General features: G+C 69.6%; 18 protein-coding genes and 3 pseudogenes. 10 read left to right on the forward strand and 11 right to left on the reverse strand.

Features of this window, described 5'->3' with window-relative positions:
* Positions 1-11: 11 nt before the first annotated feature.
* A pseudogene (locus IG99_RS32105) lies at positions 12-418 on the reverse strand (hypothetical protein); the annotation flags it as partial.
* Positions 419-562: 144 nt separating this feature from the next.
* Here IG99_RS32105 and modA point away from each other — a divergent pair.
* The 3 genes from modA to IG99_RS32120 are packed head-to-tail and all read left to right on the forward strand — an operon-like array spanning position 563 to position 3,578.
* Entirely contained in the window at positions 563-1,393 is an 831-nt protein-coding gene (modA, locus tag IG99_RS32110) for a molybdate ABC transporter substrate-binding protein (RefSeq protein ID WP_037680178.1), read from the forward strand.
* Positions 1,390-2,250 carry a molybdate ABC transporter permease subunit gene (gene modB / locus IG99_RS32115; RefSeq protein ID WP_037680179.1) on the forward strand — a complete coding sequence of 287 codons (861 nt, stop codon included), beginning with the start codon at positions 1,390-1,392 and terminating at the stop codon, positions 2,248-2,250. The genes modA and modB overlap by 4 nt, the downstream gene beginning before the upstream one ends.
* Entirely contained in the window at positions 2,247-3,578 is a 1,332-nt protein-coding gene (locus IG99_RS32120) for an ABC transporter ATP-binding protein (RefSeq protein ID WP_234312034.1), read from the forward strand. The genes modB and IG99_RS32120 overlap by 4 nt, the downstream gene beginning before the upstream one ends.
* A gap of 4 nt (positions 3,579-3,582) precedes the next feature.
* Here the strand turns inward: IG99_RS32120 and IG99_RS44395 are convergent, their stop codons facing one another.
* Positions 3,583-4,053 (reverse strand): hypothetical protein, encoded by a 471-nt coding sequence (locus tag IG99_RS44395; protein WP_051866153.1) that lies wholly within the window; start codon positions 4,051-4,053, stop codon positions 3,583-3,585.
* A gap of 91 nt (positions 4,054-4,144) precedes the next feature.
* Entirely contained in the window at positions 4,145-4,597 is a 453-nt protein-coding gene (locus tag IG99_RS32130) for a hypothetical protein (RefSeq protein ID WP_037680180.1), read from the reverse strand.
* A 101-nt stretch (positions 4,598-4,698) separates the two neighbouring features.
* Between IG99_RS32130 and IG99_RS32135 the strand changes: the two genes are divergently transcribed.
* Complete coding sequence (locus IG99_RS32135; protein ID WP_037680181.1) at positions 4,699-5,304, forward strand: cadmium resistance transporter; 606 nt, start codon at positions 4,699-4,701, stop codon at positions 5,302-5,304.
* 374 nt (positions 5,305-5,678) lie between these two features.
* Positions 5,679-6,767 carry a multiple monosaccharide ABC transporter substrate-binding protein gene (gene chvE, locus IG99_RS32140; protein ID WP_037680183.1) on the forward strand — a complete coding sequence of 363 codons (1,089 nt, stop codon included), beginning with the start codon at positions 5,679-5,681 and terminating at the stop codon, positions 6,765-6,767.
* Positions 6,768-6,866: 99 nt separating this feature from the next.
* Here the strand turns inward: chvE and IG99_RS32145 are convergent, their stop codons facing one another.
* The 7 genes and pseudogenes from IG99_RS32145 to IG99_RS32165 form a co-directional block, all read right to left on the reverse strand.
* Complete coding sequence (locus IG99_RS32145) at positions 6,867-8,480, reverse strand: alpha/beta hydrolase (protein ID WP_078948027.1); 1,614 nt, start codon at positions 8,478-8,480, stop codon at positions 6,867-6,869.
* Entirely contained in the window at positions 8,480-9,712 is a 1,233-nt protein-coding gene (locus IG99_RS32150) for a serine hydrolase domain-containing protein (RefSeq protein ID WP_037680185.1), read from the reverse strand. Before IG99_RS32150 ends, IG99_RS32145 begins: the two co-directional genes overlap by 1 nt.
* 403 nt (positions 9,713-10,115) lie before the next feature.
* Positions 10,116-10,214, reverse strand: a pseudogene (locus IG99_RS50685) (MarR family transcriptional regulator); the annotation flags it as partial.
* A 295-nt stretch (positions 10,215-10,509) separates the two neighbouring features.
* Positions 10,510-12,372: a ricin-type beta-trefoil lectin domain protein gene (locus IG99_RS32155; protein WP_051866155.1), complete on the reverse strand. Its 1,863-nt coding sequence runs from the start codon at positions 12,370-12,372 to the stop codon at positions 10,510-10,512.
* A 268-nt stretch (positions 12,373-12,640) separates the two neighbouring features.
* Positions 12,641-13,606 (reverse strand): D-2-hydroxyacid dehydrogenase family protein, encoded by a 966-nt coding sequence (locus tag IG99_RS32160; RefSeq protein WP_199815655.1) that lies wholly within the window; start codon positions 13,604-13,606, stop codon positions 12,641-12,643.
* A gap of 556 nt (positions 13,607-14,162) precedes the next feature.
* Positions 14,163-14,291, reverse strand: a pseudogene (locus IG99_RS50690) (alpha/beta hydrolase); the annotation flags it as partial.
* Positions 14,292-14,376: 85 nt separating this feature from the next.
* Complete coding sequence (locus IG99_RS32165; RefSeq protein ID WP_037680187.1) at positions 14,377-15,381, reverse strand: NADP-dependent oxidoreductase; 1,005 nt, start codon at positions 15,379-15,381, stop codon at positions 14,377-14,379.
* 537 nt (positions 15,382-15,918) lie between these two features.
* Between IG99_RS32165 and IG99_RS50695 the strand changes: the two genes are divergently transcribed.
* A complete protein-coding gene (locus tag IG99_RS50695; protein ID WP_234312035.1) occupies positions 15,919-16,311 on the forward strand; it encodes an alpha/beta fold hydrolase in 393 nt (130 codons plus the stop codon).
* Positions 16,312-16,340: 29 nt separating this feature from the next.
* On the forward strand, positions 16,341-16,607 hold the full coding sequence (locus tag IG99_RS50700; protein WP_234312039.1) for an alpha/beta fold hydrolase: 267 nt from the start codon (positions 16,341-16,343) through the stop codon (positions 16,605-16,607).
* A 47-nt stretch (positions 16,608-16,654) separates the two neighbouring features.
* On the opposite strand, the gene IG99_RS32175 is transcribed toward IG99_RS50700, so the two are convergent.
* On the reverse strand, positions 16,655-17,227 hold the full coding sequence (locus IG99_RS32175) for a TetR/AcrR family transcriptional regulator (RefSeq protein ID WP_037680188.1): 573 nt from the start codon (positions 17,225-17,227) through the stop codon (positions 16,655-16,657).
* 360 nt (positions 17,228-17,587) lie between these two features.
* Here IG99_RS32175 and IG99_RS32180 point away from each other — a divergent pair, with 360 nt between their 5' ends.
* The 3 genes from IG99_RS32180 (at position 17,588) to IG99_RS32190 (ending at position 20,111) form a co-directional block, all read left to right on the forward strand.
* Positions 17,588-17,878 (forward strand): hypothetical protein, encoded by a 291-nt coding sequence (locus tag IG99_RS32180; RefSeq protein ID WP_037680189.1) that lies wholly within the window; start codon positions 17,588-17,590, stop codon positions 17,876-17,878.
* Between the two features lie 382 nt (positions 17,879-18,260).
* Positions 18,261-18,701 (forward strand): cytidine deaminase, encoded by a 441-nt coding sequence (locus IG99_RS32185; protein ID WP_037680192.1) that lies wholly within the window; start codon positions 18,261-18,263, stop codon positions 18,699-18,701.
* Between the two features lie 366 nt (positions 18,702-19,067).
* Positions 19,068-20,111, forward strand: a complete 1,044-nt coding sequence (locus IG99_RS32190; RefSeq protein WP_037680194.1) for a LacI family DNA-binding transcriptional regulator — start codon at positions 19,068-19,070, stop codon at positions 20,109-20,111.
* Positions 20,112-20,122: the final 11 nt, after the last annotated feature.

The following is a 20,122-nucleotide window of genomic DNA, read 5'->3' on the forward strand; positions in this document are numbered from 1 at the left end:
CTCGCCGCCGGATGGCCGCCGTCCACCCGTAGCACCTGGACACCGCTGATGTGCCGGGCGCCACAGCGGTCCTGGGCGGGACGAGTTACGGGCCGGCGCGGTCGAGCGGGGTGTCGTCGACGGTGGTCGCGAGGAGGACGGGGGCACGGCCGAAGTCGGGGTCGATCTCCGCCCAGGACAGCAGGGCGTGGTGGCCATCCGCGCCGTGTACGGCGATCAGGAAGCGCAGGCGGTCCTCGCGGCGCACGGGGTCGAAGTGCGGACCGGCGGACGACAGGACGTCGTGGAGGAGCGGCCCGGTGAAGGTGTGGTGCTGGATGCCGCGGGTGGCGCACTCGACGCTGACCCGCGTCGGGTGCCGGGGCCAGGCGAGCAGTTCGGCGACTGCGAGGCGGCCCAAGCAAGCGCATATACCAATCCTATTTACTCAAGAGGCGCGCTCTTGCGATGAGACAGGGCCCTTTTCCCTCGCATGTGCGGCAGTATGATCGGCGTATCGGCGTATGCACCGCTCAGCGGCCACCCCGGGCCGTTGGACGTTCGTGAGAAGGAGTGCCCCGTGATGACCCGTACCGCGCGCCGGAGCCGCCGGTCCCTCCAGGTGGCCGGCGCCGGAGCCGTCGCGCTGCTGGCTCTGAGCGCCTGCTCCTCCTCCGACTCCGACGACTCCTCGTCGGGCTCCGACTCCGCCGCGTCGGGGTCCTCCTCCCCGAAGCTGTCCGGCACGGTCACCGTCTTCGCCGCCGCCTCCCTGAAGGAGAGCTTCACGACCCTGGGCAAGGAGTTCGAGCAGGCCCACCCCGGCACGAAGGTCGTCTTCAACTTCGGCGGGAGCGACAGCCTCGCCGCCGGCATCACCAGCGGTGCACCGGCCGACGTCTTCGCCTCCGCCAGCCCGAAGACGATGGCGATCGTGACGGACAAGAAGGACAACGCCACCGCGCCCGTCACCTTCGTCCGCAACCAGCTGGAGATCGCGACCCTGCCGGGCAACCCCGGCAAGGTCGCCTCCCTGAAGGACCTCACCAAGTCGGGTCCGAAGGTCGTGCTGTGCGACAAGACGGTGCCGTGCGGCGCCGCCGCTCAGAAGGCCCTGGAGGCGAGCAAGCTCAAGCTCACCCCGGTCTCCTACGAGGAGGACGTGAAGGCGGCCCTGAACAAGGTGGTGCTGAAGGAGGCCGACGCCGCCGTCGTGTACAAGACCGACGTGCACGCGGCGGGTGACAAGGTGCAAGGCGTGGACTTCCCCGAGTCGGCCGACGCCATCAACGACTACCCGATCGCTCTGCTCAAGAGCTCGCGGAACACCGGGACCGCCAAGGCGTTCATCGCACTGGTGCGGTCCGCCGAGGGCCAGAAGGTCCTGACCGAGGCCGGGTTCCTCAAGCCGTGACCTCCCCGCGCGACACGTCCGGTGCCGTGGCCGACACCCTGACGGGCGGGCCACGGCGCCGACGCGTCCGGAAACGCCCCCGGGGCGTACCGCTCCCGCTGCTCGTGCCGGCGCTGGCGGGCCTGGCGTTCCTGGTGCTGCCGCTGATCGCCCTGCTCGTCCGCACCCCCTGGAGCAACCTCCCCGATCAGCTGACCAGCCCGCAGGTGTGGCAGGCGCTCCAGCTCTCCCTGGTCTGCGCCACGGCTGCCACGGCCGTGAGCCTGGTCCTGGGCGTGCCCCTGGCCTGGCTGCTCGCCCGTGTCGAGTTTCCCGGGCGGGGCCTCCTGCGGGCCGTGGTGACGCTGCCGCTGGTGCTGCCTCCGGTGGTGGGCGGTGTGGCCCTGCTGATGGCGCTCGGCCGCAACGGGGTCGTGGGGCGCTGGCTGGACTCGTGGTTCGGGGTCACGCTGCCGTTCACCACCGCCGGGGTGGTGGTCGCGGAGGCGTTCGTGGCGATGCCGTTCCTCGTCATCAGCGTGGAGGGCACCCTGCGGGCCGCCGACCCGCGCTACGAGGAGGCGGCCACGACGCTGGGAGCCTCCCGCTTCACCGCGTTCCGCCGGGTCACCCTGCCGCTGATCGCGCCGGGCGTCGCGGCGGGCGCGGTGCTGGCCTGGGCGCGGGCGCTGGGCGAGTTCGGGGCGACGATCACCTTCGCGGGCAACTTCCCCGGCCGCACGCAGACGATGCCGCTCGCCGTGTACCTCGCCCTCCAGAGCGACCCTGAGGCGGCGATCGCGCTCAGCCTGGTCCTGCTCGCCGTGTCCATCGCTGTCCTGGCCGGACTGCGCGACCGCTGGATGACCGCCTCATGACTGACAACGAGAAGACCGACACCAGGACGACGCACACCGAGAAGATCGCGCACGGTGGTACGGAAGATGCCGCGCAGGCCGTGGAGGAGCCGGACGCCCCGCCGGCCGGGGCAGGGCCGGGCCCGCACCAGGCCGTCACGGCCGGGACAGCGCTGCACCCCGAGAAGGCCGTCACGGCCGGGACAGCGCTGCACCCCGAGAAGGCCGTCACGGCTGGGACAGCGCTGGACCCCGAGAAGGCCGTCACGGCCGGGACAGCGCTGGACCCCGAGAAGGCCGTCACGGCCGGGACAGGGCTGGATGCCCACCTCGTCGTCGAGCGCGGGCCCTTCCGCCTGGACGTCGCCCTGACGGCCGCGCCCGGTGACGTCGTCGCCCTGCTCGGCCCGAACGGTGCCGGCAAGACCACCGCCCTGCGCGCGCTGGCCGGCCTCGCCCCGCTCACCGGCGGCCATCTGCGCCTCGACGGCGCCTCGCTGGACCGTACGCCGCCCGAGTCGCGCCCGGTCGGCGTCGTCTTCCAGGACTACCTGCTCTTCCCCCACCTCAGCGCCCTGGACAACGTGGCCTTCGGCCCCCGGTGCCACGGCGCGACCAAGGCTGAGGCCCGCGCCCAGGCGGCCGCCTGGCTGGACCGCATGGGTCTCGCCGACCACACCGGCGCCAAGCCCGGCCGCCTCTCCGGCGGGCAGGCCCAGCGCGTCGCCCTCGCCCGCGCGCTGGCCACCCGACCCCGGCTGCTCCTCCTCGACGAGCCCCTCGCCGCCCTCGACGCGCGGACCCGCCTGGAGGTCCGCGCCCAACTCTGCCGTCACCTCGCGGAGTTCGAGGCCGTCGCCGTACTCGTCACGCACGACCCGCTGGACGCCATGGTCCTCGCGGACCGGCTTGTCGTCGTCGAGCACGGCCGGGTCGTCCAGGAGGGCACCCCGTCCGACATCGCCCGCCACCCGCGTACGGACTACATCGCCCACCTCGTCGGCCTGAACCTCTACCGGGGGCAGGCCGAGGGGCATGCCGTCCGGGTCGACGCGGGGCCGGTGATCACGATCACGGAGGACCTCACCGGGCCGGTCTTCGTCGCCTTCCCGCCGAGCGCGGTCACCTTGCACCGCGACCGCCCCACCGCGTCCAGCGCCCGCAACCTCTGGCAGTGCGTGGTCGCCGGCCTGGAGACCCACGGCGACCAGATCCGCGCCGACCTCACCGGCGCCCTTCCCCTCGCCGCCGACCTGACGACGGTGGCCGCGGCCGAGCTCGACCTTCATCCGGGGGCGGAGGTGTGGGCGACGGTGAAGGCCGCCCAGACGCACGCGTACCCGGCCTGACCTGCTACGCCGTATCGGCCCGGACGTACGTCACGTCGAAGTCCGGCACCCACGTCTCGCCGTCCTCGGACTGCTCCCAGCCGCCCTGGATCGTGTCGCCCCCGTCGCTGAAGGTGGCCGTGAACCGCTGGTGGAAACCGGGTGCGGCGCGCCACTGCCGCCATACGCCGTCGTCCATGCTCGTCCGGTACGTGCGCGCGACGCCTCGGCCGTCGGCGTACAGCGTCGTGAACTCCCCCGAACTGTCGTCGTAGCCCGTCAGCATCACGGTGGGGAACGGAGAGTGCGCACGCCATTCGGCCGGCAGGACCGACTCGTCGTCCGCGTCCGCGCGTTGCACGAGGAAGACGCCGCCCTCCAGCCACGCGACCTCCGTCCGGACCGGCCCGACGCTGCGGCCCACGGCCCACATGTCCCACTCGCCCACGAGCACGTCCAGTCGCCGCATCGCGCTGTGGGGCTCCGGTTGCCGCATGTGACCCTCCTCTTCCTCGTTCCTCGGTGTCGCCTCTTAGTGGTGATGACCGGAGCGACCGGCCGGACTCATCGGCCTGGTGGACGTTCCCTCAGTGGAACCAGACGACAAGCCGAACGTTCTCCGCGCCGTGGAGTGCGCTGAGCGTGCGCATCACAGCCCAGACGGGGCCCCAGTGGGTGTCGTCTCCCGCTACGGACTCGCGACTTCGCGTGCCGGAGCTGTCGGTCTCCCGCCAGTCGGCGGAGTCGAGCTCGGCCCAGCCGAGCCATGTCGTCCCGTGTACGTCGGCAGGGCCGCCGTACGAGGCGAACTGGCTGCTCAACTCCTCGGACGCGTCCTCCGGGAAGCCGCGGCCCTCGGACAACGGGCGGAAGCCGAAGGAGTTGCGGATGCCGAAGAGGCAGGCCAGGGCGTCGTAGGCGTTGCCGACGTCCAGGAGGAACAGATCGATCGCGGCGTGCCACACGGCATCCTCGTCGTCGGGGCCCCGGAGGCGGGCCCCCGGTCTGCACTCGATCATCCCGCCGAAGTCAGTGGACATGGCAGGATCCTCCCTGCACGGCTTGTGGTTCGGCACCTGCATTAGGACGAGCGGGGTGCGGATACTGTCGTCGGGCAACCGAGCAGGAAGAGTGGCCGTCTGTGAACCTGGGCGTTGTCGGGCAGGCCGCCGGCCTGTTCGCTGTGACCAATGTCGACGACATCCTGGTCCTGTCACTGTTCTTCGCCCAGGGCGCGGGGCACCACGGCTCCGGCCGGCGTATCGTGCTCGGCCAGTACCTCGGCTTCACCGCCATCCTCGCCGTAGCCGCCGCGGCGGCGTTCGGCGCGACGTTCCTGCCCGAGGCCGCCATCCCCTACCTCGGCCTGCTGCCCCTCGCGCTCGGCCTCAAGGCCGCCTGGCAGGCGTGGCGACACCGTGACGACGGAGACGACGGAGACGGCGAAAGCGAGACGGCCGGGGGCGGCCCGAGGGCGCTGGAGGTCGCGGCCGTCACCTTCGCCAACGGCGGCGACAACATCGGCGTCTACGTCCCCGTGTTCGCCACCGCCGGTGTGGGCGGGATGAGCGTCTACGCCGCCGTCTTCCTGGTCCTGGTGGCCGTGTGGTGCCTGGCCGGCCGCTACTTCGCCACCCGTCCCGTGATCGCCGGGGTCCTCAGCCGGTGGGGGCACGTCCTCCTCCCTCTCGTCCTCATCAGCCTCGGTCTGCTCATCCTCATCGAGGGCAACGCCTTCGGCCTGTGAGGGAGTCTTTCGCGACTTTCCGTAACCGTTGCCGTTCGTCCCGTTGACACCTCGCGTACCTCGCCTTAGCGTCGCGCCAGCATTCCGACCTGGTGACGACATCTCGAACGGTTGAAAGGCAAGTGCCCTGCGCATCACCGGAACCAGCACACATGTGGCCGGAACGCCGTACGGGGCCTGCCGTACGGACGTCCGTGCCCGCTGCGCGGACGCCGCTGCCCGATCTGCGTACGGGCGCACGCCGGCACGGGCTTCACGAGAGTCGCCGAGACCCGGATGCCCGGCCCCACCCACTCCCTGACCAGGGGTCCTGGCCGCCGGCACCCGACGAGCCGTCACCCTCTCAACGACGAGACGACCAAGGAACAATCACCATGCGCACCCGAAGAGCCGCCCTCGCCACCATCGCCGGAGCCGCCTCCCTCCCCTTCACCCTGTCCGCCTGCGGTGGGGACAAGGGGAGCAGCTCCCAGGGTGGCGGCACCATCGGCATCGCCATGCCGACCCGGGCCTCCGAGCGCTGGCTCACCGATGGCAAGAGCGTCGTGAAAAACCTGGAGTCCAAGGGGTACCAGGCCAAGCTGGTGTACGGGGACGACGACCCGAAGGCCCAGGTCTCACAGATCGAGGACCTGGTCAAGCAGCGCGTCGACGCGCTGATCATCGCGGCCATCGACAACGAGTCGCTGAACGACGTGCTCGAGAAGGCCGCCGCCGCCAAGATCCCGGTCATCTCCTACGACCGGCTCATCCTCGGCACCAAGAACGTCGACTACTACGTCTCCTTCGACAACGAGCAGGTCGGCAGGCTCCAGGCCACCTACATCATCGAGAAGCTCCGTCTGGAGGACGGCAAGGGCCCGTTCAACATCGAGCTGTTCGCCGGTTCTCCCGACGACAACAACACCAAGTACTTCTACGAGGGCTCGATGCACCTCCTCCAGCCGTACCTGGACAGCAAGCAGCTGGTCGTCCAGTCCGGCCAGAGCAAGCTCAGCGACATCACCACGCTGCGCTGGGACGGCCCGACCGCGCAGAAGCGCATGAACCGCATCCTCGCCAAGTCGTACGCCAACAGGACCGTCGACGCGGTCCTGTCGCCCTACGACGGCATCTCCATCGGCGTGCTGTCCGCCCTGAAGTCGTACGGTTACGATTCCGACCGCAAGCCCCTCCCGATCATCACCGGCCAGGACGCCGAACTTGCCTCGGTGAAGTCGATCATCGCTGGGGAGCAGTCGCAGACCGTCTACAAGGACCTGCGCCAGCTCGCCGAGGTCGCCGCGAACATGGCCGACGACATACTCAAGGGCAGGACACCGCGTGTGAACAGCAGAAGGGCCTACAACAACGGCGTCAAGCCCGTGCCCGCCTACCTGCTGCAGCCGACGAGCGTCGACAAGTCCAACTACAACTACGTCCTGGTCCTGGGCGGTTACTACACCGCAGACGAGCTCAAGTAGCCGACCGGCCGGAGCTGCGGCAGGGCCCTGCTCGCCCGTCGTGCCGGAGAGGGCGTGCCTGCCTGGGTCCGCTGGGACCGGGCACGCCCGTCGCGGCTCTCATGAGGAGGGCCGGGCGCAGGTGATGTCCGTGGTGGGCAGGTGGCCGGTGGCCAGGTAGGTGTTGACCGTCGTATCGACGCAGGAGCTGCCGAAGACGCCGTACACGGCGTGCTGGTCCGCGCCGCGGAGGGTGATCAGACGGGAGGAGCGGTTCATGCGGCGTACTTCCCGAGCACTCTCGTACGTGGTGCGCGGGTCGCCCGTCGCGTTGACGAGCAGCGCCGGCAGGTCGCCCCGGACCGAGGTCGGTCGCTCGCGCGGCGGGTCCCAGAAGGCGCACGGCCCGATGTTGTTCGCGACGGGACCGAACAACGCGTCCCGTTCGCGGGCCCGTTGGACGTCGCGCCAGTATGTATCGGGGTCGCGCGGTGCGGCCACGTCGCCGCACAGGATCGCCGTCTGGACGCTGCCGTAGGCGGATTCGGATCCGCTCAGCAGGAAGTGGAGCGTTGCGGCCAGCCCTGGCGAAGGCGTGACCCTGTGGCCGTCGGCGGCCCGCCGCATGTCCCGCACGGCCTGCGCGAGATCGGCGTACGCGGTGTCGTTGTCCTGTGAGAGGCCGCTGAAGACGATGACGGGCATGACGTGTTCGTCCACCCGGTGGTCACCGATCGGCAGGGGCGTGCGTCCGGCCGCCGTCTGAATCCGGTCCACGACGGCCAGCACCGCCTCCCGGGTACGGCCGAGACCGTAAGTGGTGTCACGGGCGGCGGCCCAGTCGGCCCAGCCCTCGAGGGCGTGCCGGTTGGCCGGTTCCGTGCCGCGCAGCAGCCGGGGGCTGTAGCGGCTGGGGGCGGCGACTCCGTCGAGCACGACCCGGTCGGTGCGGCCGGGGAACATCGTGGCGTACACCTGGCCGAGGTAACTGCCGTACGAGTAGCCGAGGTAGGAGATCCTGCGCTCGCCGAGCGCGGCGCGGACGACGTCCATGTCGCGCGCGGTGTTCCGGGTGCTGGCGTACGGCAGTACGTCACCCGCGTACGTCCGGCACCGACGGGCGAGTTCCTCCGCGAACGCAGCCTGACGATCGAACCCGGCGCGGTCGGCCCCCGCGCCGCGTACGAAGGAGCCGGTGGGCCAGTGGCAGTCCAGCGGCGTGCTGCGGCCGACGAAACGGGGGTCCACGCCCACCACGTCGTAGCGTTCACCGACCTGCCGCATCGCCGTACGCACCCACGGCGGGTCGCCGATCGTCTGTCCTCCGGGGCCGCCGCCGTTGAGCAGCAGCGCGCCGACGCGACGGTCCGTGTCGGTGGCCCTTATCCGCGAGATCGCGACGGTGATCGTACGTCCGTCCGGGTCGTCGTAGTTCAACGGGACGGTGACATCGGCACATCGGGCGCCCGCCTGCTGCAGTTCCTTGCCGGTCTCGTCGTCGGGTCCGAGCAGGCAGCTCTTCCAGGCGAGGTGCTGGTGGTGGTAGCGGGCGAGGGGGTCGGCTGTCGCGCGGGCGGGTTCGGCGGCGGCGGGCGGTGCGGCGAGGGCGAGCGCGCCGACGAGGCCCAGGGCGGCCCCCGCCGCGGTGCGCCGCACGAGCCGGTGCAGGGCGCCGACGGCCGGTTTGCGCGGGGACGACGGCGTTGAGGTGACGGGGAGGGTGGAGCCGGTCATCAGGTGGTCCTTTCGGAAGGCCTGTGCTCGCAGAGGGACTTGTCGACGAGGTCCAGGAAGTCGAGCTCGGCCTGGAGGGTGGCGGGCACCTCATTGAGGGCGACGGCGACGCTGCGGAGACGACCGCCGTTGGTGTCGTTGGTGCCTCCAGGGCCGATGGCGATCAGGGCCCGGTGGCCGCCCGGCACCGTCCCCGCATGCCCCCACCACGTCCCGCCGCAGGACAGGGGGGAGGAGATCAGGCCCAGCCCGTAGCGGGCGCCGGGCCAGAGGCGGTCGGGATCGGCGGCCACGGTTCGCCGCATCTGGGCCAGTTGGGCCGGGGGCAGCAGGCGGCCGCCGAGCAGGGCCCTGCCGAACCGCGTCAGGTCGGCCGGCGTGGAGACGAGGGCTCCGCCGACCCCTCCGAAGGTCATGTTCCAGGAGGTGCCGTCGACGCGTCGGCCGTCCTCGCCGGTGAAGTAGCTGTGGGAGTACGGCCCTTGCACTCGGGTGCCGTCACCGGGCCAGTAGGTGTCGCGCAGGCCCAGTGGGGTGATGATGCGGCGGGCGATCTCCGTCTCGGGGGCACGGCCGGTGACCTCGCGGACGATCATGCCGAGGACCAGGTAGTTGGTGGTGGCGTAGTGCCATTGCCCCTGGGGGCGCGGCAGTTCGAGAGCGCGGGTGACGAGGTCGCGCGGCTCGAAGTGGCGGTATCGCAGGCGCTCGGGGTGGGCCCATTCGGGAGCGTCGAGATAGTCGGGCAGTCCGCTGGTGTGCTGCAGGAGTTGACGTACGGTGATCCGGGCGCCGTGGTGGCCGTGCCCGTGTATCAGACCGGGCAGGTAGCGCTCGACGGGGTCCTCGAGCGAGAGGCGGCGCTCGGCTACGAGTTGCAGGACGACCGTCGCGGTGAACGTCTTGGTCACGCTGCCCACGCGCAGCCGGTCGGCGGCGTTCATGGGGCGTCCGGTGCGGAGATCCGCCGTTCCGGCGGCCTCGGCCCAGCGCCCGCAGGGGCCGTCCGCGGTGGGGTCAGTGATCAGGACCGCGGCACCGGCGATCCCGTCGCGGTCGGTGAGGACGTTCAGCGCGCGGCGAGCCTGGTCGTGTGTACCGCAGTCGGCGGTAGAAGGTGGACCCGGCGCCTGTGCCGTCGCCACCGGGCCGGTGGCCAGGACCATGACAGCGGCCAGGACTGCGAGGGCGGTGCGCCTGCCGGGCGCGGGATTTCGTAAGAGGGTGGGCATGTGACGTCACGTTAGGCTCGGGGCGCCGCGTGATCACTCCGGCAGGCATGTGCTTCACAGTTGCGGGCTGCCCCAGCGGGGAAGCGGGAGCAAACCCCCTCGACGGCTGACGCTGCCGCTGGTAGGAGCGGCGTCGCGCGATCTGTCATACGGAAAGCCGGCCGGCCCCGTACTTCGCTCGACAGCCAGGTCGAAAGGCCGAGACGTGGCAGGCATCGACCGCGGACGCGGAGCAGACGCTCCGGCGCCGAGGTGAGCCGCAGTGACTCGGGGTGCACCGCGTAGGCTGCGGACCGCTGCGGGCCGCTCCCGCCGAGGTACAGCGCTTCGGCGGTCGCCGCGGAGTGCGAGCGCTGAGCAGCGGCCCGTCGGGGCGCAGTGGTGGACTCTCAGGCGTCGGCAAGCTCGGCGTTCGCGCGTTCGCGCGCTGTGTGACCAGGCCCAGCACGCGGCCCGCGACGGCGAGGTCCTCGGCCGGAACACCGGCGTACAGCCGCGCTGCCCTGAATTACTTCGACAACGAGCGGGGCAACGTCCTCGCGGCCAACGTGGAGAACCAGTGGGCGGCCATCACGAGGTTCGTGCGTGACGCGTGAGCGAATCCGTCGGACCAAAGCACCACCATCATGGGCCACACCGTCCGCACCATCGCGGCACTGCTCTACTACATCGGCTTCGTCGAGGCGAAGGGGTCCATCACGCACGGGCAGGAATGACCCACAGGCGTGTGACGGCCCGGCGGATTCTTGCGTCGGGCCGTTTCTCACGCCGTGCGCAGCACGCAGTCGTTCGCGGCGTCAGCCGCCGCTGGAGACGCTCCAGGCCTGGTTCGTACCGCCGGTGCAGCTCCACAGTTGGGCCTTGGATCCGTTCGCCGTTCCCTGGGCCGTGATGTCGAGGCAGAGACCGGAGAGGTCGTTGGTGACACTGCCATCGGCGTGGAAGGTCCACTGTTGGCTGGTGGTGCCGTTGCAGCCCCAGGTGATGACCTTGGTGCCGTTGGCGGTGCCGTTGCCGTCCGCGCCGAGGCACTTGCCGGCGATCCGCAGTTCACGGCCGGCGGAGTACGTGTACTTCTGGTTGGCGTTGGTCGCCCCGCAGTCCCAGATGATCTGCTGGACTCCGTCGGCCGGGTTGTTCGCGTCGTCCAGGCAGCGGTTCGATCCCTGCCCCACGATCTGCGCGGCGCCGTTCTGGGAGCTCTTGGTGAAGGTGACCGTGGCGTGCGAGGGGAGCCTGTAGGAGAAGGAACCGGCCCCGTTCCAGGTGGCGGTGAAGGTGGTGGCGGAGGAGTTGTTGTTGTACGCCACCAACACCTCACCGCCGTCCGGGTTCTTGTAGGCCTGCGCCCAGATGCCACCGCCGTCGGAGTAGCCGATGCGCGTCGCGCCGGGGACGACGAACTTCGAGAACTGGCCCAGCTGGTAGTAGTTGTCGGTGTAGGTGACGTTGCCCGTCGACTGGTCCACGGTGACCAGGCCGGTGCAGTTGTCGCAGCCGACGCCCATCTTGGGGCCGCCGTTCGTGTCCAGCGCGAGGTTCCACAGCAGTGCGCCGTTGCCCCAGTTGAAGGTGGATTCCAGGGCGAGCTGGGCGGCGTTCATCGGCGCGATCCCCGGGCCGGTGGAGCACTCGCTCTCGTAAAGCCGCTTGTCGGGGTAGGAGTTGTGGATCGTGGTCATCTTGCCGAGGTCGTTCTGGTAGCAGTGCCACGCCGTGCCGTACATCGCGTCGCGCGCCGCCTGGTTGCCCATCAGCGTGTTGGCGTAATTGGTGTCCACGTGGTCGGCGTCCCCGCCGAGGATCTTCGTGTCGCTCAGCCCTGCCTGCTGCAGCGCCGGAGCCAGGTTGTCGGCGATGAAGGTCGCCTCGTTGCTCGCGGGCCACAGCATGGCCGAGTACGTGGACGGGGAGATGGTCGGCTCGTTCTGCGGGGTGACACCCCAGACGTTGACGCCCTTCGCCTTGTACTCCTGGAGGAACTTCACGTAGTACTGCGCCAGCGGCCCGTACATGTCGGAGCGCAGGGTGCCGTTGTTCGTGCCCAGCATGGTGTTGGTCGTCTTCATCCACGCCGGCGGGCTCCAGTCGTTGGCGAAGAGCTTCATCGCCGGGTTGAGCGCCTGGGCCTGCTTGATGACCGGGATGACGTAGGCGTCGTCGTGCGCGGTGGAGAAGTTCGCCAGGGTGGGGTCGGCGACGCCGCCGTTGTCGTCGTAGGAATAGGTGCCGGGGCTGCCGGGCGGGGTCGCTGTGTAGTCGGACGAGCCCATCGGCACCCGCATCAGGGACAGGCCGATGCCGGATCCCCTGGTGAAGAGGGCGCGCATGACACGGTCGCGGGTGGCCGCGCTGAGCTTGTTCTGCAGCAGATAGGTGGAGGTGTCCGTGAAGGCGGCCCCGAACCCGTCGATGGTCTGGAGCGTCTTCGTGTCGTCCACCGACAGGTTCACGGTCCCCGAGGACACCGGCCCGAGCGTGATGCCCGGCTGCGGTGTCAGCGCCTGGCTCAGGTCCGCGGTCGTCAGTGTCGCCCCGATCATCGTGTCCGCGGCGGCGTTGGCCTGGGTCGGCGCGAGCAGCGCCAGCCCGCCGAAGGCGGCCATGGTCAACGCGGTGAGCTGCGCACCGGCGCTGCGGAATCGACGTCTGAGAAGCATGGAAGGGTCCCTCTTCCCGCCCTGGCCCCTCATCGTCCCGCGTCCCCGGACACGCCTTTGTAAGGGCCGTTGATTAAGTGGCCCAAACTGTCGGGGGTCAAGGGGACACGCGTCAATCCCGGCGACACGAAAGGCTTTCGTCACATCTTCGGCGGCGGACTTGTCCAGCTGGACGGTGTCTTCCGAGCAACGGGACGACCGGCGAGGGCATCAGTGGCGTGGTCGCACGCTCGACGCCCTCCTGGCCGCGGAGCCGACCTGCGAGGGCTCAGCCGCCCGTCAACCGCCGGACCGGCGTACCGGCGAGGAACGCGGTGATGTCTTCCACCGCTTCCGTGTAGAAGGTGCGGTAGTTCCGCTCGGTGACGTAGCCGAGGTGCGGGGTGGCGAGCACGTTCGGTCGGGAGCGCAGGGGGTCGTCGGCGGGGAGCGGCTCAGTCTCGAAGACGTCGAGCCCGGCCCCGGCGATCCATCCCTCGCGCAGGGCGCGCAGGAGTGCCGTTCGGTCGACGATGGCGGCGCGGGACGTGTTGATCAGGTGGGCGTGCGGGCGCATGGCACGCAGCTCCGGCTCGCCGAGCAGGCCGCGCGTGCGGTCGGACAGGACGAGGTGGATCGACACGAAGTCGCTGCGACGCAGCAGGTCCTCCTTGCCGTGCGTCAGTTGGGCACCGGCTTCGGTCGCTCGCTCGGCGGTGAGGTTCTCGCTCCAGGCGAGGACCTCCATGCCGAACGCGGTGGCGACACGGGCGACCCGGGTACCGATCTTGCCGAGTCCGAGCAGGCCCAGGGTCCGGCCGTGCAGATCCTGGCCGACGGTGGACTGCCAGGGGCCGCCCTCGCGCAGGGCCCGGTTCTCGGCGGTGACGTGCCGGGCGAGGCCCAGGAGAAGTGCCCAGGTCAGTTCGACGGGCGGGGTGGAGCTGCTTCCCGTGCCGCAGACGGTCACACCCTGGGCCGTGGCCGCGGCGAGGTCGATGGAGGCGTTGCGCATACCGGTGGTCACCAGCAGGCGCAGTCGGGGCAGGCGGCGCAGCAGGTCGGCGTCGAAGGGGGTACGCTCCCGCATGGCGACGACGATCTCGCAGTCGGCGAGCTCTTCCACGAGCTTGTCCCGGTCGGTGATGTTCTCGCGGAGCGTGCGGACGTCGACCCGGCCGGCGAGGGGGCTCCAGTCCGCAAGGGTCAGGGCGGCGCCCTGGTAGTCGTCCAGCACAGCGCAGTGGAGGGTCATACCGCCATTCTGCCTTTCGGGCATCTGTACGCCGGGTGCGGGACGGGCCGCTCCCCCGAGCAGAACGGCCTCTCCGCCACCCATGAGCGGAAAGCCGCGCGGGAGGCGGGAGCAGCCGGTGGCGGCGAGGGGCAACGGCTGGGTGGAGGCGCCCAGGTCGCCGGGGCCGAAGGCGGTCAGAACCCATTCGCCTACGTGCTGAGGTTGCGCTCGCAGCACGGCAGCGCGCGAACACCGTCCGCGTCCCCGAGGGACCGCGCGCCTTCCACCCGCGTCAGCGGAATTCTGCCCTCCCGGACGGCATCGGCGGCCACCGCCGGAAGACGCGGGGTCGCCTCGCTGTTGGCCGGCACGACAGCCTAGTCTGCGGCCGCAGGACGAAGTGCTTGAAGCCGGGCCCGGCGGGCGTCGTCGGTCCGGCCGTCCTAGATGTCGTCTGCGCGGTACGGGCCGGTACCCGTGGCCTTCCAGTCGCCGTCCGGGCGGGTGACCACGGACTGGGCGGTCTCGTCGGTGTACCAACGACATGGAGCCGTCGTCCGACACCTCTCCCCCATCACTCGGCCAGCAGTCGGCGCAGCCAGCGGATCCGGGCCGCGCGGGCGTCCACGGAGAGGGCCGCCTCTGGGACGAAGCTGTCGAATCCATGGAAACCACCCGGCCATACATGCAGTTCCGCGACCCCGGCGCCGACCGTCTACGCCCTGCTCGCTACCGGTAGGCGTGTCAGGGAGTTCTCGTTGGCGGAGCCTCGGAAGGAAATGGGTCCCTCACGTCATCCTGACGACGACCTTGCCGGCTTTCGCGCGCCCTGCCGCGAAGTACTCCAGCGCTTCCGGGATCGAGTTGAAAGGGAAGACGGTGTCGATGACGGGTCGGATCTTCCCGGTCTCGATGAGCGCGGTGAGCTCACGAAGTTGGTCTCCGCTGGCCTTCATGAACAGAAAGGAATACGTGACGCCGCGTCGCCGGGCGCGCCAGCGGGTCTGGAAGCTCAGTGCGGACATCGCCAGCCGGATAACCGGATTCGCGCCCAGCTCCCTGCCGAAGGCGGCGTCGGGAGGGCCCACGACACTGATGATCTTTCCGCCCGGTTTCAGTACGTCCAGAGACTTCTTCAGGGTCTCGCCACCGAGCGGGTCCAGGACCACGTCGTAGTCGTGCAGGACCGTCTCGAATGCCTGCTTCTTGTAGTCGACGGCGACGTCTGCGCCCAGGCTCTTCACCACGTCGATGTTGGCCGTACTCGTGGTGGTGGCCACATGTGCGCCCAGCTGCTTCGCCAGCTGGATGGCGATCGTGCCCAGGCCGCCGGAGCCCGCATGGATGAGGACCTTCTGGCCCGGTTGGACGTGTGCCCGCTCGACCAGCACCTGCCACGAGGTCAGGGCGACCAGGGGAAGGGACGCGGCCTCCTCCATGCTCAGCGTGGCCGGCTTGATCGCCAAGTCGTCCTGGTGCACCGCGATGAGCTCGGCGAACGTGCCGATCCGGTCCTTGCGGGGCCGCGCGTAGACCTCGTCGCCCACCGTGAACCGCGTGACGGCCGCACCGATCCTGACCACGGTCCCAGCCAGGTCGTTGCCCAGGATGAACGGGACCCGGTACGGCAGGATCGTCTTCATCTCTCCGTCCCGGATCATGCGGTCGAGCGGGTTGATGCTCACGGCACGAACCTGGACCAGTACGTCGTCCGCGCCCAGCTGCGGTTCCGGCGCCTCACCGGCACGCAGGCCGGCCCCGCTGCCGTATCGGTCGACCAGGAAGGCCCTCATCGTTGTCTCCTTTTTGCCGCAGGCGGACCAGGGGCCGGTGCGCCGAGATCAAAGAAATTACGATCGTAATATTAAATTTACCGTCAGTAGACCGCAACTCGGTCCTCTCGTCGGGAAGTGACCACACCCACGACGGACACGAGAGGGAACCTCAAGGGTCGGCTGCCCGCGGGCGGTCGCCCATCGTGCCGCGCGGCTGCCGGCTTCGGCTGCGAGACGGGCGCGTACCCGCGAGCGACGTGGCCATACGGTTGCGTTCGTCAGTTCGCGCTCGCGGCGCACTCAGGCTCGACGACGCCCAGCAGTATGAGGGTGTTCCGGACGCCCTGATCGAGGACTTCGTCGGCGAGTTGCCGGTCGGTGAGGGCTCGGGAGTGTACGAGGCGACGTGGTGACCTCATACAAGAACGCAGCCACCCGCACCCTCACCGCCGGGGAGTGACCTTCGCCTACCGTGACCTAGGTCCCAGGGCCGGTGTCCCCGTCGTCTTCATCACCCACCTCGCAGCGGTCCTGGACAACTGGGACCCACGCGTCGTGGACGGCATCGCCACCAAGCACCGGGTCATCACCTTCGACAACAGGGGGGTTGGCGCCAGTACCGGGTCGACGCCGAAGACCATTCAGGAGATGGCGAAGGACGCCGTCACCTTCATCCGGGCGCTTGGGCTCGAGCGAGTCGACATCCTCAGCTTCTCGATGGGCGGCATGATCGCCCAGGTGATCGTGCAGAGCGATCCGCAGCTCGTCCGCAAGCTGATCCTCGCAGGCACCGGTCCGGCGGGCGGTGAGGGCATCAAGAACGTGACGCGGGTGTCGCACCTCGACACCGTCCGGGCCTTGTTCACCTTCAGGATCCGAAGCAGTTCCTGTTCTTCACGCGCACCGCCAACGGGCGTAGAGCCGGAAAAGAGTTCCTCGCCCGGCTGAAGGAGCGCACCAATGACCGGGACAAGGCGATCTCCCTCACCGCGTACGGCGCCCAGCACAAGGCCATCCACCGCTGGGGCCTGGAGCGACCCCACGATCTGTCCGGCGTCCGCCAGCCCGTGCTCGTCGCCAACGGCGAGAGCGACAGGATGGTGCCGACATCGAACTCGGCCGGTCTGGCGCGGCGACTGCCGAACGCCGAGCTGGTGATCTACCCCGACGCCGGCCATGGCGGCATCTTCCAGTTCCACGAGCAGTTCGTGGCGAAAGCCCTCGAGTTCCTCGAGCGCTCGTAAGGACTCAGTGCCGACGTGTGAGTGGACGTCGGCGACCGACCGTCGTCTCAGCGCATGAACGTGAGAGCGTTCTCGATTCCGTGTTCGAGGACCTCGTCGGCGGACCTCTGGTCGGAGAGGGCGCGGGACAGCTGCAACGTTCCCACCATCATGGCGAACAGCCCGATGGCCTTACCGCGAGCGGATGTCGGATCGCCAGGTGCCAGCCGGGCAGCGATCTCGTCCAGGATGGCCCTCGCCCCCTCGGTGTAAGCCTGTTTGGCCGCGTCTTCGCAGCGGCCGATCTCGTCGAGCAAGGCGGCGGAGGGGCATCCGGTGCCTGGCTGGTCGCGGTGGCCGGGGGACAGATACTCGCGAATGAGGTCCTCGAGTCCGAGGCGGCCTGGCCGTAGCGTGTCGTACCTCGCCACCTGTGTGCGCAGTTGGTCGGCGACGACGTTGGCGACGAGATCGTTCTTGGAAGCGAAGTGGGCGTAGAAAGCTCCGTTGGTGAGCCCGGCGTCCGACATCAGTGTGGAGACGCCTGACCCGTCGATCCCGTCCTGCTTGAACCGGTGGCCGGCCTGCTCGATGATCCGTTGCCGCGTGACCTGCTTGTGCTCCTTGGCATAGCGCGCCACGAGCTTCCTCCCATCACTCCGTTGCCTCGCCTCCCAGCCTAGTCCGTGACCTGACATCCATAATCTTATGACCGTCCGACGTGGTCGGCAGTCGACCTACGACCGCCAGAAGGGGAATGCTGCGCGGGTCGAGCCCACGACCACAAGGCTGACGGCTCGCGAGCGGACGAACGGGGCCTCGACCGCGACTGCGGTGCCGGCGAATCGAGCTGCGAGACTGCTCGACCGAGAGGTGTCTGAACTTCCGGTACCGGCGCAGTGGCGTACGGCGCACCGGGTCAAGCCGACCCGATTTGCGCTACACCGGGAGGCCGAGAGGGTCGGCAGGTAAGCGAGCCCGTTGCCCCCGGTCAGTACCTGGTGCAGCTGGCCGCCAACGCGCACGACGTCGTCGCGACCGCCGCCCTCGACCTGCCCGGGGACCAGCTCGCGCAGCCGCTCACCCTCGACTCCCCCATGGGTGACTGGTTCGGTCACCCCGTCGTGGGCCCGGCGCTGACCGCCGCGATGACGTCGACACTGACCGAGGAGGGGGCCACGGCGGCCAGGGAGGGCAACGCCGGCGCGCTGCGTCTGCGGTCCTCCATGGCGATGCGTCAGTTCCTCGGTTTCCTTCCCCGGCAGCATCCGCGGGAACTTTGGAAGAGCTGATCGAGATGAGCGCGGTGTCCCCCGACATGGTCGACGGCTGAGCTTGTTCTTCTTCCCCCGGCGCTCGTCCGGCTCCAGAGGTCACGGCCCTGGCCTTCGGGTGTTCTCCGGTTGCTGTCCGAGTACCTGGTAGCCGACTTTGTCCCCTCGCAGTTCCATGCCTTCAGTATCCCCGGAGGTGGAAACAGGCTCAGAAACCGGTGGACCTCACACTGGTTGCCGAGTGCCGGCGCGGGCACGGTGCCATGGACAACGCGTAGAAAGTCGACGTGCAGGCCAAAAGACAAGCTGAGCTTGTTCTTCAACCTCCGCCGACTGGCCTGTGGGTGAGTCCCTGCTGGGTACTCGATCTGTCTGTGGCCCGGGGAGTACGGTTCCGCGTATGTCCGTTGATCAAGAACTGGTGGATGCCGCGATCGAGTTGGCGCGCACCCGCTTCCCCGGGCAGGACTGGTCCGGAGCCGCTGCGTTGCGCCTCGACGACGGCGAGATCCTCACGAGCACCGCCCCGGACGTGCCGAACAGCGCCGTGAACCTGTGCCATGAGACCGGCGCCATCTGCGAAGCCTTCAAGCGAGGGCGACGTGTGGTGGCGTCGGTGTGCGTGACCGCCGTCGATGGCGATCGCGGGTACTGGATCCTGGCACCTTGCGGTGTCTGCCAGGAAAGACTTTTCGCCTACGGCCCTGACGTGGAAGTCGCAGTCCCGGAACCTACTGACCCGAGCCGCTGGCGCACGCTGCGGCTGCGGGACGTCCAGCCTCACTGGTTCGCACGGGTCTTTGCAGACGATGTCTGGCCTTATGGATCCGACAGTGCGTAATCCACGAAGTGAGCCTTTTCCGCACGTTACGTGATCACGCGACGAACTGTTCGATCTCACGGATGCGCTGCTGTGTGCGAACGGGCCGGTGAGATCGCCGGTGGACCTCCAAAAGCGGGTCAGCACGAGGAAACGCTTCGCGTCCGGCGGGGGGCACGCCGTTCGATGGTGATCGAAGAGCGACCGGAAACAAACGCGAACGAACAAACCCGACCGGCGAACCCTGCGAGGACTCTTGACGTGCGCCCGCCGGGTGCGTAGACATGACCGCGCGGTCTGACCACGCGGTCAGGCCGTCGGCCATCTTCGGCGCAGACACGCCGTCGGCCACCTTCGACGAAGACACACAGCCATCGGGAGACTTTCATGACACCAGGGGCGGAGCGCGGCGCGGGCTCGTCCGCGCCGCGCAGCGCGGACGTCGCCCGGCTGGCCGGCGTCTCGCGCAAGACGGTCTCCCGGGTCCTCAACAACGAGCCCTACGTCTCCGAGGAGGCCCGGCAACGCGTCCTCGCGGCCGCGGAGGAGCTGGGATACCGGCTCAACCACGCCGCCAGGGCATTGGCGTCCGGACGCTCCCGGTCCATCGGGGTCGTCGCTCTCGGAACCGCCGGGTACGGCACGGCCTCACTGCTCGTGCACATCGAACACGCCGTGCGGGACGCCGGTTACGCGCTCCGCATCGTCAACACGCCGGACGGCGACCCGGAGGAGATCGCCGATGCGCTGGAGTCGCTCCTCGAACAGGGCGTCGACGGCATCGTCATCTCCGAACCCATCGTGCAGGGGAAGGTCCGCGCCCGCCTCGACGTGCCGGTCCTCTTCCTCGGAGCACCGCCCGCCTTCACCGCCACCCGCACGGTGACCGTGGGCGTGGGCGCCCGTGACCTGGCTCGGGCGGCCACCGATCATCTGCTGGACCTGGGCCACACGACGGTCCATCACCTCGCCGGCCCGCGACGGTGGTACGCCACCAAGGACCGTATCGAGGGCTGGCGGGCGGCACTGGCGGCACGCGGCGCACCCGAACCGCCGCTGCTGAACGGTGACTGGTCGCCGGACTCCGGGTACGCCGCGGGCCGCGAGCTGGCCTCGGACCCTTCCGTGACCGCGGTGTTCGCCGCGGGCGACGAGATGGCCATCGGCCTGATCCACGCCCTGCGGGAAGCCGGACGCCGGGTACCGGAGGACGTCAGTGTCGTCGGCTTCGACGGCAACCCCGTCTTCGCCTATGTCTCCCCTCCCCTCACCACCGTGCGTCAGCCTTTCGAGGCCGCGGCGGGGGAAGGGATCCGCCTCCTCGTGCACGCCATCGAGAAGCCCGACACCGACCCGCCGCCGACGAGCGAACCACCCGTGGAACTCGTCGTCCGCGGCTCTACGGCACCTCCGCCGGACCTCGGGGCCTGACGCAGCCCCGT

The organism is Streptomyces griseus subsp. griseus (assembly GCF_000720255.1).
In the GTDB taxonomy this organism is placed as follows: Bacteria; Actinomycetota; Actinomycetes; order Streptomycetales; family Streptomycetaceae; genus Streptomyces; species Streptomyces griseus_I.